The following is a 13,939-nucleotide window of genomic DNA, read 5'->3' as shown; positions in this document are numbered from 1 at the left end:
TTCAGTCACCATCGCCCATGCCCAACCATCTCGCCACCGAAACCAGCCCTTACCTGCTTCAGCATGTCGACAACCCCGTGGACTGGTATCCGTGGGGGGAGGAAGCGCTGGCGCTGGCGCGCGCGCAGAACAAGCCGATACTGCTTTCCGTCGGCTATTCGGCCTGTCACTGGTGCCATGTCATGGCGCACGAATGCTTCGAAGACGCGGAAGTCGCTGCTGCGATGAACCAGGATTTCGTCAACATCAAGGTGGATCGCGAGGAGCGCCCTGATATTGATCAGATTTATCAGATAGCCCTTTACATGTTGACTCAACGCAGCGGGGGCTGGCCGTTGACCCTGTTTCTGACGCCCGATCAAAAGCCGTTCTTCGGCGGCACCTATTTTCCCAAAACGCCGCGGCATGGTTTACCCGGTTTTCTCGATTTATTGCCGCGCGTGGCCCAGACTTATCATGTTCGCAGTACAGAGATCGAGCGACAGAGCGCGTCGCTGCTGAAGTCGTTTGCCAACATGCTGCCATCAAAAAGTGCGGCAACGCCGGAATTTTCGGAGCAGCCGTTTGATCAGGCGCTAACGGAGCTGAAGAACCGGTTCGATTCCGAGAATGGCGGTTTTGGTGGTGCACCAAAATTCCTTCACCCCACCGAACTTGAATTTTGCTTGCGCCGTTACTTTGCGACAGGGAATGACGAAGCCTTGCAGATGGCAACTTATACTCTGCAAAAGATGGCGGAGGGGGGCATCTACGACCAGCTGGGCGGCGGTTTCTGCCGCTACAGTACGGATCAGTACTGGCACATTCCACATTTCGAGAAAATGCTTTATGACAATGGCCCGTTGCTGCGGCTTTATGCCGACGCTTGGCTTGCGTCTCACAATCCTTTGTTCAAACGAATCGTGGAGGAAACAGCCGAATGGGTAATGCGCGAAATGCAACCGCACGGCAGGGACGGAACCGGCGGCGGTTACTATTCGACATTGGATGCCGATTCGGAAAACGAGGAAGGCAAGTTCTACGTATGGGATCGCACACAAGTGGCGCAAATTTTGTCGCCGGAAGAGTATGCCGTCATTGCGCCATATTACGGCCTCACGAGCAGTGCAAACTTCGAACACGAGCACTGGAATCTGGTAGTGACCGAACCGCTGGAGGAAATTGCCAAAGGTATTGGTATCAGCCAGAAGGAAGCCCGGGAAAGACTTGCATCGGCGCGCAGAAAACTACTCGCCGAGCGCGAACTGCGCGTGCATCCGGGCCGTGACGAGAAAATTCTGACCAGCTGGAACGGCCTGATGATCAAGGGAATGGCGCGTGCGGGTCGTGTATTCGGACGCGATGACTGGATACGATCGGCTGCTCGGGCGGTGGACTTCATTCGCGCTACGTTATGGCGGAATGACCGCCTGCTTGCAACTTACAAGGATGGCAACGCCCATCTCAATGCGTATCTGGACGATCATGCATTTCTGCTGGACGGTTTACTGGAACTGATGCAGGCAGAGTTCCGCCAGGATGATCTGGATTTTGCCATTGCGCTGGCCGATGTGTTGCTGGAGCAATTCGAAGACAAACCGGCGGGGGGTTTTTTCTTTACCAGCCACGATCACGAAAAACTGATTCATCGCCCCAAGCCGAGCCATGATAACGCCACGCCTTCAGGTAATGGCGTTGCGGCGTACGCCCTGCAGCGGCTGGGGCATCTGCTGGGTGAATCCCGTTATCTGGAAGCGGCGGAGCGTACCCTTGGCTTGTTCTATCCCACCATATCCCGCTACACCAGTTCCTGTTGTGGTTTGCTGGCAGCGCTGGAGCAATCGCTGACACCGCGGCAAGTTATCATCCTTCGTGGAGAAGCACATGCTCTCACGGAATGGGAAAATGCGTTGCGATACAGTTTCCTCCACACGGTTGTGCTTGCGTTGCCCGTGGAACTTGTTGGGCTGCCGCCGAGTCTGAGTAAACCAGCAGCAGTGGATAATGCTGTCAACGCCTGGGTCTGCCACGGCGTTAAATGTTTACCGGAGATCTCCGACTTGCGGGAATTGCTGCGTGTCTGCGAAATTCAAGGTAAGATAAGTCCCCTTTCTATAAATTAATCGGATAAAAGGAGAAAGTATGAAAGCTGTCTGGATAGGAATGGTTGCGGCATCAGCCCTTCTAACCGTGGGTACCGCGCAAGCGAACCCCGATTTGGCAAAAAAAAGCGGGTGCCTGAATTGTCACACCGTTGACAAGAAATTGGTCGGGCCGGCACTCAAGGATATCGCAGCCAAGTATAAGGGCGATCCGAAGGCCGCGGACAGTCTGGCAGTAAAAGTGCAGAAAGGAAGCCAGGGAGTTTGGGGCCCGGTTCCGATGCCGCCAAACGCAAAGGTCAATGAGGCTGATGCCAAGGCTTTGGCACAGTGGATTCTAACGCTCAAATAATTCGGGGTTAAATCTGAAAAAAAGCCGACGCATCCCCGCGCCGGCTTTTTTATTTCCCATTCGCAAACGCTATGCCAGGGGATAACCGTCTCCTCGCTCAAGTTTATGCCGAATAATAAAAATACGTTTTGGTGCCTTACTCGCGAATCAAATCATGAGCTGGTTTGCGACTAACCTGACAAGCGCATTTCTACTCCCTCCGTTCAATCTTATTCTGTTGGGCGCCGCGGGGGTTCTGTTTCTGAAGACCCGGCCGGGGCTAGGCAAGGGGTTGATGGTCATGATGCTGGCGCTGTTTTATCTCCAGTCCACTCCAATTGTGGCTGACGCGCTGTTGCAAAAACTGGAAACACGCCCCAGGCACAGCCCCGCCGATAATGATGTCGAGGCCATCGTCGTGCTGGGCGGAGGTACATACTACAACGCCCCGGAATATGGCAATGATACGGTGGGCCGCTATACACTCGAGCGCGTCCGTTATGCCGCGCGACTGCATCGCCTCACAGGAAAACCTCTGCTGGCGACGGGTGGGGCACCGCTCGGCAATAGCTCTTCTGAAGCGGCTCAAATGAAAACGGTGCTGGAGAGAGAATTTCAGGTGCCGGTTAAATGGATAGAGGGCGCTTCGCGCAACACCCGTGAAAACGCGTACAAGACTTTTGAGATACTCAAAAGGGACGAGGTCAGCCGTATCGCACTGGTCACGCATGCCTGGCATATGCCGAGGGCGGTCAGAGAGTTCGAGCAGGCGGGGTTTAAGGTAATCCCCGCTGCTACCGCATACACTACGCGATATAAAACGGATATATTCGCATTCATTCCGACGGCTGGAGCGCTGCTAAGAAGCAGTTTATTCTTCCATGAGGTCATCGGCCTGTTATGGTATCGGCTGATTCCCGTTTCAGATCAGCTCTGAAAATTCCCTTCTCCACGGCTCCGGAACCTGCTCTCATCTTGTACTTTCACGTACTTTCGAATATTTATTGCTTTGTATAATTTGCGTGCATCATGAGAATTGCCACCACCGTAGTTTGCTTTCGCCTGCAATGCATTGATATCCATCGTTTATTTTTGACTATTTGCCGCCAGGAAAAACGAACTACTCTGCGAACTCTTTTTCGCCAGAACGATATTAAAATAAACGCTTCAAATCCTCGGAAAGGAACAGCATGAAAGCGCGCATTGAATGGAAGGATGGGATGAGTTTTCTGGCTGAGTCCGGCAGCGGTCATGCAGTGCTGATGGATGGGCCGCCGGAAGCCGGCGGTAAAAACTCCGGCCCGCGTCCGATGGAAATATTGTTGATGGGGACCGGCGGTTGCGCGGCCTTTGACGTTGTGCTGATTCTAAAAAAGAGCCGCCAGGACATCAGCAATTGCGAGGTGGAAATCGAGGCGGAGAGGGCTCCGCAAGAACCCAAGGTATTCACCCGAATTCATTTCCATTTTATTCTGACCGGCAAAAAACTTAATCCTCAACAGATAGAGCGGGCGATCACTCTTTCTGCGGAGAAATATTGCTCAGCCTCGATAATGCTGGGAAAAACCGCGAAACTGACGCATGACTTTGAAATCGTGGAAGCGTGAAAACGTTCTTTCGGTCAAATTTTTTCGTTCAAACCCAATATGCGGTTCCCGTCATCACTTTTGATCCAAGGTTCATCATCAGCTTCACAGGCATCGGCAATTCCACGCCACCGTGCGACATGGCTGAGGTAGCATGGCCGGCTTCGTCGATCTGCATCTGTGCAACGATGGCGCGGCTTTTTCCATCGTGATGCGGTAAGCGCTTCAAATGCCCGGCCAGATGGGCCGTAACCTGACGTTCGGTTTCCGCAAGAAAACCAAGGTTCCATTTATCGCCAAGTACGCCCGCCAGGGCGCCAATGGCGAACGATCCGCCGTACCATAACGGATTCAATATACTCTTGCGCCCGCTCAATTCAGCAATACGCCGCTCAGTCCAGGCAAGATGCTCCGTCTCCTCCCGCGCCGCTTGCGCCAGCGTATGTTGCACCTCTACGTTGCGCGCGGTAAGCGCCTGTCCCTGATATAGCGCTTGCGCGCAGATTTCGCCGGTGTGATTGATGCGCATCAGTGCGGCGGATTCGTGTTTCTCCGAATCGTTCAATCCGACTTCCGGCAGTTGAGTACCGGGGACCGGCCGCAGCGTTTGTGCGGGCGTCAGCAGGGTGCGCAATGCATGGTCGAAACTGATGATAAATTTATCCAGATTTGGCATGAAGGTCCTTCGGCAAACAATGAAAGCAATATTGGATGGGAACGATAAAGCGATATCTCAAAATCATATACTCATCTGCCGTGCGATAAGTGCCACCGGATGCACCACTTCAATCTCTGAGCCGGCTTCGCGCAGCGCGCTGGCAATATGCATGGCGCAGCCAACATTGGATGTGGCGAGATAACGCGCACCACTTGCGTTCAACGCACCAATTTTATCACGCAGGAGCATACCTGCCATCTCCGGCTGATCAAGAAAATAGGTTCCAGCCGCTCCGCAGCACTGATCATTCCCGGCAAGCGGTTCAATCAGCGCACCCGGAATACGTGCCAACAACGTGTATGGATGGGCTGCACAGCGAAGCACATTGCGCAGACTGCAGGGCTCGTGCACAGAGATCTTGTGCGGCAAGGGTGCCAGCTTTACGTCATCCCATCCTTCAGCCACTGCAAGAAACGTGCTGATGTCCATGACCTTGGGCCGGGATTTGCCGGCTGCCTTACCCGGCAGTCGGCCTTTCAAGTCGTCCTCTCTTGCTTGCTGTTGTACTGGAGTGGATTTTCTTGACGGTTGCGATGCCGGGAAGAAGGAATACTCCGCCAATTGCACGCCGCACCCTGACGCCGTGCTGATAATCGCATGCAAATTCAATCCATCGAAAGCTTTCGTATTCTCGCGCGCCAGTTGTGCCGCCGCGTGCATATCGCCGCTGTGCTGATGCAGGGCGCCGCAACAGGTTTGCGTGCGCGGCACATGCACCGTATAACCCAGACGATTAAGTACCAGTATTGTCGCGTTAAGCGTTGGGGCGTCCGTCAGTCGCGCTACGCAACCGAGGAATAGACCTACATCTCCGCGTGGCTTGCCGATCGAGGGGTAAATTTCCTGCCAGGACCGGGTATTACTCGTTCCGCCTGACAAGGAGCAAGGCTTGTCGACATGTGGCAACTGCGCCTCCAGCAGGGCGAATTTTGTTTGCCCCAACAGCCTGGATTTTCGCATCAATTTCTGCAAACCACTTCCCTGATAAAAACGTAGGAGCGGGCGCAAAGCGTCGATGCGTGCGGATTTTGCAACTAATTCACGTTCCACCCATCTACGGAACCAGGGTTTCCGCATCCCCGTTTTTTCCCTCAGGAGATCGGGTGGCGAGGATGCTATCATGGCACGAGCCCCATCCATCAATTGCCCAAAACGTACATGATTCGGGCAGACCGCTTCACAGGCGCGACACGTAAGGCAGCGGTCCATATGCAGTTCAAAGCGTTCATTCATCGGAATGCGCCCTCCGGCAACCCCGCTCATCAGGGCGATGCGCCCACGGGGCGAATCGGCTTCCGATTGTGTGATGCGATAGGTGGGGCAATGGGGCAGACAAAGACCGCACGAGACGCACAGGTTCGCTTCCGCGCTTATTTTGGCGCTTATTTCGACGCTCGGCGAATCGGGAGAAAAATTGGGCGGAAGATCAGTAGGCTTCATGATCATGTGTCCGCTGATAAAAGCCGTAGACTGTTTTTCCTACTTCTACTTCTGTTGGAACGCGTGGCATTCGAAAAGTCTACTCGCTAAAGCATTCAAAAGGTAGAGGGGGGTAGAAGGCAATTGGATATCTCCCAGACATCAGGAATCGCTCTATGGGTGCTGACCTGACTCGGGTAACTCGGGCAATTTTAAGTAATACGTGACACTTGTAGAAGGCCAGCGACGCATCGAACTTGCCTGATTCAAGAATATCTCGCTCAGAAAGGGTAGGACAACGAGATCGAGCTACAATTCTCTACGCTTTGTTTTCGCTCTGTTTGGAAGTTTTTTTACCTCCACCGCGCTGTCACGCTAGCTGAATCGGTGATATGACCGAGACGGAACTTCCGAGCACAGCCTCTTGCTTTGCTTCCACTCCTTCGCCGATGATGGCAAATCACTGCGGACGTTATTGAGCAGTCCCGAGAAGTCGAGGCGCGTTATTACAGCGGCAACATCCGGGTCGGCGGCGATGCGGCGGAAGAAAGATCGCAAACGCCGGACACCGGTATTTCAATCAGCGAATTCCGTATATGTAACGTTCGAGCTGATGAATAATGAATTCCTGTCCGGAGATGGCATCCTTGACCAGATCGCCAATGGAGATAATGCCAAACACTTCGTTGTTCTCGAGCACGGGCAAATGGCGCACCCTCATCTCGGTAACCAATGCCATGCAATCCTCGACCGTATAGTCAGGACTTACATATGCTACCTGCGAGGTCATGAGTTCTTTTACCTGAATGTCCTTCGAGGATTTATCCAGCAGATATGCCTTCCGCGAATAATCTCTTTCAGTAAAGATACCGGCCAATTTTCCATTCTGTAGCACCAGCAACGCGCCAATATTTTTGGCAGCCATCAATTTCATGGCGTCGTATACCGACTTGTCCGGCTCGATGCTTGCCACTTCAAATCCCTTGCCTTCCAGTAATTGCCTTACAGTCGCCATAGCATTGCTCTCCCACACCTCAGTTTCTAATTTTTCCAAAACCTCTATTAAGCTCATCTAATAATAGCACGTCGGAGGAAAAACCCGAGCGGGCTGCCGCACAGATCGCGTCAGAACCGTGACAGCGCCCACGATTACGCTCTCGCAATCAACATCGCCTGTCCCGTGACAAGTACCGCTGGATGTTTTACAACATACGGCTTTTATCTCCACTGACGAATCCGGTCAGAGCGTGGCGAACATTCCTGCCGAAGGCAATAACCTTGAATAATTCGCCCATTTCTGCCGGACTCAGCAGCTTTTGCACCTGATTCGCCAGCGGCAAATAGTTCTTTGCATCTTCCGCTGGCGTTTGTGCCAGAATTTCGGTAATTCCACAATTGATGAGAAAATATGCCTGACTGGTGTAGCCCAGCAACTCCAATCCTCCATCCGAGGCAGCGCTGGCAACAGCACTGAAATCGACATGGCTGGTGATATCCTGCAAGCCCGGCAGATAGAAGGGATTGTCATGGGCATGATGGCGATAATGGCACATCAGTGTTCCCATCTTCCGCTGGGGATGGTAATACTCGTCCCGTCCAAAGCCGTAGTCGATCAGGATGATGGCGCCCCGCTGCAAAATATCGGCAAGGCTGAGCATGAAATGCCTGGAGGCAAGATTAATCTCGCTGAGATATTCGCTAATATTATCTCTGCCCGGATCAATCTGCGGATTTAGTCGGCACGCCGCCTCGAAAAGCTGTCCTGCTTTAAGCGGCTGATCGCTCCACCTGAATTCACCGCCGTCGGATATTACGCCCCGCTCGAACAGATCAGCGCCACGCCATACCACAAGATGCACGGGCATGGCGTCAAGTACCTCATTGGCCAGTATCAGTCCATTGAATTCCGCAGGCAAATGCTCCAGCCAGGCAACCCGCGAAGCAAGGTGCGGCGCGAAGCTTTCGAATATTTGCCGCTGCCGCTGTTGCAGCTCTCCACTGACTTCGAGAATAAAATACCGTCTCGGCAAGCTGCCCAGTTTTTCCAGTTCAAGCAGTAAATCGAGCGCAAGTTTACCGGTACCTGCTCCGAATTCCAGAATGTCGCTGTCGCCATCCACGAGTTCAATTATCTGCGCGGCCTGCCGTGCCACCGCCCTGCCAAACAGTGGGGAGATTTCGGGTGCGGTGACAAAATCTCCCGCCTGGCCAAATTTGGCTGCGCCGCCGCTGTAATAACCCAGCCCGGGTGCATATAACGCCAGCCTCATGTAATGTTCGAATGAAATCCAGCCGCCAGCGGCAGCGACTTCAGTTTGAATAAGTTCTCTTACTGCGCGGCTATGCTCGAGGGCGGGTTCGTTTGGTAAGGGTAGTGATGGTAGTGGCTGCATGGGCTCTATGCTACTCTGTACAAGTTACGAAAACCGTTGGGTTCACAAATTTCGAGGAGCAAGTGTAGAGGAGATAGCGATGCGAGGGAAAGTGATACTCATCACCGGGGGGGCTAGACGGGTAGGCGCCGCCACCTGCCGTAGACTGCATGCGCAAGGAGCAAATCTGGCCATACACTATCGATCATCCGAGAGAGAGGCGCGGGCGTTACAGGCCGAGCTGAATCAGGCCCGGCCCGGTTCGGTAGCATTAGTGCAAGCCGACCTGCTCGACATTTCACGACTACCCGATTTAATTGATGAGGCTGTACAGCATTTTGGAAAACTTGATGCACTTATCAATAATGCTTCCAGCTTTTTTCCCACTCCACTAGGGGAGATTACCGAGAAGATGTGGGATGATCTTGTCGGCAGCAACCTGAAGGCTCCCCTGTTTCTGTCGCAGGCCGCGGTGCTACAGCTCAGAGCACAGCACGGCTGCATTGTAAATATCGTGGATATCCATGCAGAGTGGCCGCTGAAAAAATACGTGGTATACAATGCCGCAAAAGGTGGCCTGGCCTCCCTTACCCGATCCCTGGCGCTTGAGCTTGCGCCGGAAATCCGGGTGAATGGCATCTCTCCAGGTCCTATTCTGTGGCCGGAGCAAGGCGAATGGACGGATGAAGCATCGCGCCAGCACATCATCGACAGGACACCGCTGAAAAGAACGGGCGAGCCGGATGATATCGCGAGAACCGTAGCATTCCTCATCGCCGACGCGCCATACATCACGGGTCAGATCATCGCGGTGGACGGGGGACGCAGCGTGAATTTATAGCAAGGTCGCGAAAGCCGATTTGCTCATTCCGCCAGCGTTCTCTTCAATATTTCGTTCACCTGTGCGGGATTCGCCTTGCCCTTGGCGGCCTTCATTACTTGCCCAACGAGGGCGTTGAAGGCTTTCTCCTTGCCGGCCTTGTATTCTTCCACTGATTTCGAATTGGCTGCGATTACCTCGCCAACCAGTTTTTCCAGAGCGCCTGAATCGGAGATCTGCTTCAATCCCTGCGCTTCGATGATTTGATCGGCGAGGTTCTCCTCCAATTCCGAATTCCGGCGCTTCCACGTGGCAGACTGGTCACGAACCTTGGTCCACATTTGCCTGGATACTTCCTTTGCGATTTTTCCGGAGATGGTGCCGTCCTTGATGCGCGTCAAAAGTTGCGCGAGTTGTGTGGGAGACAGTGGGCAGTTATCGAAAAACTTTCCCTCGTCATTGAGATAGCCGGAGATATCGCCCATTACCCAGTTCGCACAAAGCTTGGGATCGGAAGGAAGTTTCTCGACGACCGCTTCGTAGTATTCCGAAATGTCCCGGTCCGCTGTCAACGCTGATGCATCATAAGCGGAAAGCCCATAGTCGCGCTCAAAGCGGGCTCGCATCTGCTGCGGTAGTTCAGGTAGCCCGCTCTCTACCTCAGCGATCCAGCTCTCAGAAATTTCAAGGGGCAACAAATCCGGGTCGGGGAAATAGCGGTAATCCTGTGCATCTTCCTTGCTTCGCATGGCACGCGTTTCATCTTTATCCGGATCATAGAGGCGAGTCTGCTGCTGTATGGTTCCGCCGTCTTCAAGGATCTCGATCTGGCGCCTGGCCTCGTAATCAATAGCCTTCTCAAGAAAGCGAAACGAATTGAGATTTTTTATTTCGCAGCGGGTACCGAGCCGGTCTGCTCCCTGATGGCGCACGGATACATTAGCATCACAACGGAATGAGCCTTCCTGCATGTTGCCGTCGCAGATGCCGATCCAGCGCACCAGCGAATGTAATGTCTTGGCATAGACTACCGCTTCGGCGCTGCTACGCATATCCGGTTCTGAAACGATCTCTAGCAAAGGGGTCCCGGCGCGATTCAGGTCAATGCCAGTCATGCCGTGAAAATCCTCATGCAAGGACTTGCCCGCATCTTCCTCCAGGTGCGCCCGAACAAGACGTATCGTTTTCTCGCGCTCCTCTCCATCCTGACGAACCTGAATCCGGACGCTGCCGCCTTCGACCACCGGCAATTCGTATTGACTGATCTGATAGCCCTTGGGGAGATCAGGATAAAAATAATTTTTCCGCGCAAAAATGGACGGCGAGTTGATTTTTCCCCCCACCGCAAGACCAAGCTTGATTGCTCGGTCAACCGCACCGCGATTCAATACCGGCAGCACGCCCGGCAGTGCGAGATCCACCCCGCAGGCCTCTGCGTTGGGTGCGGCGCCAAATGCAGTCGAAGCGCCCGAGAATATTTTCGATTGGGTCGAAAGCTGAGCATGGACTTCAAGACCGATAACGATTTCCCATTGCATTGCGAAAACCTTTTCAGGGTAGATTTTTATAGCAGACGCGCCCGAAGGCAAAATTTCAGAGCGGATCAGGCATCTTCATATGCCAATCCGTTACCAGTTGGTATTGATGCGCCACGTTCAGGATTTGCGCTTCGGCAAAATAATTGCCGATAATCTGCAATCCCACCGGCCTGTTATTTTTGCCAAAACCAGCGGGAATGGACATTGCGGGCAGTCCTGCGAGATTGACCGCGATGGTATAGGCATCGGACAAGTACATCTGTACCGGATCGCTGCTTTTCTCTCCAAGATTGAATGCAACAGTCGGTGAAGTCGGTCCCATAATGATATCGCACTGCTTGAACGCCTCGGCAAAATCCAGCGCCATCAGACGGCGCAGTTTCTGCGCCTGAATGTAGTAGGCGTCGTAATACCCGTGCGACAGTACGTAAGTGCCAATCAGAATGCGGCGTTTCACCTCCGCCCCAAAACCCTGGGCGCGGCTTTTCCGATACATATCGTTGAGGTCCGCATATTCGGGTGCGCGATAGCCGTAGCGTACGCCATCGAACCGGGAGAGATTACTCGATGCTTCTGCCGGAGCCAATACATAATAAACGGGAACGGACAGCTTCGTATTGGGCAGCGACACCTCGACCGTTTTTGCCCCAAGCTTGCGATATTCCGCGATAGCAGCTTCCACCGTACGCGCAACGTCATCGTTTATTTCCTTGACGAAATATTCCTTCGGCAGGCCAATGCGCAGGCCTTCGAGCGGCTTCTCCAGATTGCGGGTGTAATCTTCCGGTTCGCGCTGCAGACTGGTCGAGTCCCGAACATCGAATCCCACCATGACATTCAGCATCAATGCCACATCTTCCGCTGATTTCGCCATCGGCCCGCCCTGGTCCAGGCTGGAGGCGAACGCGATCATGCCGTAACGCGATACCAGTCCGTACGTGGGCTTGAGGCCGGAAATACCGCATAAGGCAGCAGGTTGACGGATGGAACCCCCAGTATCGGTGCCGGTAGCGGCAGGAGCCATGCGTGCGGCGACTGCGCATGCGGAGCCGCCCGAACTACCGCCCGGCACGGCCGTGCTATCCCATGGATTTTTTACTGGCCCATAAAAGGAAGTCTCATTGCTGGAGCCCATGGCAAATTCATCCATGTTGGTCTTGCCGATGTTTACTGCCCCCGCAATATTGAAACGCTCGACCACGCCAGCGTCGTAAGGCGAGATGAAATTCGACAACATCCTTGATCCGCAGGTAGTGAGCCATCCCTTGGTGCAGAAAATGTCTTTTTGAGCAATCGGGATACCGGTCAGCGGCTGCGCCCTCCCGGACGCGATCATCATATCCGCGGCACGCGCCTGGGCGAGACTCATCTCTTCATTGATGGTAATGAAAGCGTTGTAGGCTGGGTTTAATGCTCGGGAACGCTCAAGAAATGCACCGGTCAATTCAGTACTGGAAATTTTTCTCGCGGCGAGCAGCGCTGAGAGTTGCTTGAGGCTGGAATTCAACATGATGTTTGCAGGGAAAGGCAAATCGTGGAAAAAATAGCAGTGGCGGAGAACACGGCGGGGTCGTCAGGAACACCTCGCCAGGCTTCACTCGATCACTTTCGGCACCAGGTAAAGCCCTGCCTCCACCTGGGGCGCTACGGATTGAAACAAGTCGCGCTGATCAATCTCCGTTACGATGTCCGGGCGCAGCCGCTGCATGACATCCTGGGCGTGCGACATGGGTTTTATCGTCGATGTGTCCACTGCCTGCATCTGCTGGATGAGGCTGAAGATACCCGATAACTGCGCCAGCGCGGTATGCGCCTCATGCTCGCTAACCTCTATTCGTGCCAGGTTCGCGACACGTTTTACATCATCCAGAGACAGAGACATCGGCCACTAAATCCTTTATAACCCTTATATTCAAATAGCTAATAGAGTATCATAGCCCGATTCTTTTCATGCGCTTTTAATCATCGTCATCTGCAACGGATTCCGCAAACCATGCTTAATTTTATAAACAACAACGTATTGAAGGGCTATTTTTCCACCGATATGGCGATAGATCTGGGAACGGCCAATACCCTGATCTATGTTCGCGGTCAGGGCATTGTGCTGAACGAGCCCTCGGTGGTGGCGATACGTCAGGATGGCGGACCCAACGGCAAAAAGGTCATTCAGCAGGTAGGGTTGGCGGCCAAGCAGATGCTGGGGCGTACGCCCGGTAATATCACCGCGATCCGCCCCATGAAGGATGGCGTTATCGCCGACTTTACCGTTACCGAGCAGATGCTGAAGCACTTTATCAAGAAAGTAAATCCCCCGCGACTGTTTTCCGCCAATCCCCGCATTGTCATTTGTGTCCCTTATGGCTCCACTCAAGTGGAGCGCCGTGCGATTCGCGAAGCGGCTTATGGCGCCGGCGCACGCAAGGTGGAATTGATCGAGGAACCGATGGCTGCGGCTATCGGCGCCAATCTGCCAGTGGAAGAAGCCACGGGCTCGATGGTGGTGGATATCGGCGGCGGCACTACGGAGGTAGGTGTAATTTCGCTGGGCGGGATCGTTTATTCGAACTCGGTGCGCGTTGGCGGCGACAAGTTCGACGAAGCCATTATCAACTATATTCGCCGCAACTACGGCATGCTGATCGGCGAAGTCACCGCCGAACTGATCAAAAAGGAAATAGGATCGGCCTTTCCAGGGTCGGAAGTACGGGAAATGGAAGTCAAGGGGCGCAATCTGGCGGAAGGGATTCCGCGCAGCTTCACCATTTCCAGTAACGAAATTCTCGAAGCGCTGACCGATCCCCTCAATAGTATTATCAGCGCAGTCAAATCCGCGCTGGAGCATACGCTGCCTGAACTGGGCGCTGACATCGCTGAAAAAGGAATGGTGCTGACCGGCGGCGGGGCATTGCTGCGCGACATTGATCGATTACTAATGGAAGAAACCGGATTGTCGGTAATCATTGCGGAAGATCCGCTCACCTGCGTCGTGCGCGGATCAGGCATTGCACTGGAAAATATGGACCAATTGGTCGGCGTATTCGCCAGTGATTAACTGCTTTCTTCACACATCCGGG

The 13,939-nt window shown here is 53.7% G+C and carries 13 protein-coding genes; 6 read left to right on the top strand and 7 right to left on the bottom strand.

The genetic code is table 11. From position 1 onward, the window contains the following. The first annotated feature begins 17 nt into the window (after window positions 1-17). The 4 genes from CRO05_RS03855 to CRO05_RS03840 all read left to right on the top strand — a co-directional run bounded on the left by CRO05_RS03855 (window position 18) and on the right by CRO05_RS03840 (window position 4,019). On the top strand, window positions 18-2,102 hold the full coding sequence (locus CRO05_RS03855; protein ID WP_097065890.1) for a thioredoxin domain-containing protein: 2,085 nt from the start codon (window positions 18-20) through the stop codon (window positions 2,100-2,102). 19 nt (window positions 2,103-2,121) lie between these two features. Further along, the gene (locus CRO05_RS03850; RefSeq protein WP_097065889.1) at window positions 2,122-2,433 is read left to right on the top strand and encodes a c-type cytochrome; all 312 of its coding nucleotides are present in this window, start codon (window positions 2,122-2,124) and stop codon (window positions 2,431-2,433) included. Between the two features lie 154 nt (window positions 2,434-2,587). Then, the gene (locus CRO05_RS03845) at window positions 2,588-3,349 is read left to right on the top strand and encodes a YdcF family protein (protein ID WP_097065888.1); all 762 of its coding nucleotides are present in this window, start codon (window positions 2,588-2,590) and stop codon (window positions 3,347-3,349) included. A 253-nt stretch (window positions 3,350-3,602) separates the two neighbouring features. Further along, window positions 3,603-4,019 (top strand): OsmC family protein, encoded by a 417-nt coding sequence (locus CRO05_RS03840; RefSeq protein WP_097065887.1) that lies wholly within the window; start codon window positions 3,603-3,605, stop codon window positions 4,017-4,019. Between the two features lie 28 nt (window positions 4,020-4,047). Here the strand turns inward: CRO05_RS03840 and coq7 are convergent, their stop codons facing one another. The 4 genes from coq7 to CRO05_RS03820 form a co-directional block, all read right to left on the bottom strand. Beyond that, window positions 4,048-4,674, bottom strand: coding sequence for a 2-polyprenyl-3-methyl-6-methoxy-1,4-benzoquinone monooxygenase (coq7, locus tag CRO05_RS03835; protein ID WP_097065886.1), 627 nt, complete (start codon window positions 4,672-4,674; stop codon window positions 4,048-4,050). 63 nt (window positions 4,675-4,737) lie between these two features. After that, complete coding sequence (locus tag CRO05_RS03830; protein WP_097066651.1) at window positions 4,738-6,156, bottom strand: (Fe-S)-binding protein; 1,419 nt, start codon at window positions 6,154-6,156, stop codon at window positions 4,738-4,740. Window positions 6,157-6,715: 559 nt separating this feature from the next. Next, a complete protein-coding gene (locus CRO05_RS03825; protein WP_097065885.1) occupies window positions 6,716-7,150 on the bottom strand; it encodes a CBS domain-containing protein in 435 nt (144 codons plus the stop codon). A gap of 187 nt (window positions 7,151-7,337) precedes the next feature. Then, window positions 7,338-8,528, bottom strand: coding sequence for a class I SAM-dependent methyltransferase (locus tag CRO05_RS03820; protein WP_097065884.1), 1,191 nt, complete (start codon window positions 8,526-8,528; stop codon window positions 7,338-7,340). Between the two features lie 79 nt (window positions 8,529-8,607). Between CRO05_RS03820 and CRO05_RS03815 the strand changes: the two genes are divergently transcribed. Further along, a complete protein-coding gene (locus tag CRO05_RS03815; protein ID WP_097065883.1) occupies window positions 8,608-9,348 on the top strand; it encodes a pteridine reductase in 741 nt (246 codons plus the stop codon). Between the two features lie 23 nt (window positions 9,349-9,371). Here CRO05_RS03815 and gatB read toward each other — a convergent pair whose 3' ends face one another. From gatB to gatC, 3 genes are all read right to left on the bottom strand, one after another. After that, window positions 9,372-10,865: an Asp-tRNA(Asn)/Glu-tRNA(Gln) amidotransferase subunit GatB gene (gene gatB, locus CRO05_RS03810; RefSeq protein WP_097065882.1), complete on the bottom strand. Its 1,494-nt coding sequence runs from the start codon at window positions 10,863-10,865 to the stop codon at window positions 9,372-9,374. A gap of 55 nt (window positions 10,866-10,920) precedes the next feature. Then, window positions 10,921-12,375, bottom strand: a complete 1,455-nt coding sequence (gatA, locus tag CRO05_RS03805) for an Asp-tRNA(Asn)/Glu-tRNA(Gln) amidotransferase subunit GatA (RefSeq protein WP_097065881.1) — start codon at window positions 12,373-12,375, stop codon at window positions 10,921-10,923. 84 nt (window positions 12,376-12,459) lie between these two features. Next, entirely contained in the window at window positions 12,460-12,747 is a 288-nt protein-coding gene (gene gatC / locus CRO05_RS03800) for an Asp-tRNA(Asn)/Glu-tRNA(Gln) amidotransferase subunit GatC (protein WP_097065880.1), read from the bottom strand. Between the two features lie 111 nt (window positions 12,748-12,858). Here gatC and CRO05_RS03795 point away from each other — a divergent pair, with 111 nt between their 5' ends. Next, window positions 12,859-13,917, top strand: a complete 1,059-nt coding sequence (locus CRO05_RS03795) for a rod shape-determining protein (protein ID WP_074796263.1) — start codon at window positions 12,859-12,861, stop codon at window positions 13,915-13,917. Window positions 13,918-13,939: the final 22 nt, after the last annotated feature.

Source organism: Nitrosovibrio sp. Nv4 (genome assembly GCF_900215485.1).
Classification (GTDB): domain Bacteria; phylum Pseudomonadota; class Gammaproteobacteria; order Burkholderiales; family Nitrosomonadaceae; genus Nitrosospira.
This window is presented reverse-complemented; position numbering and strand designations above follow the sequence as displayed.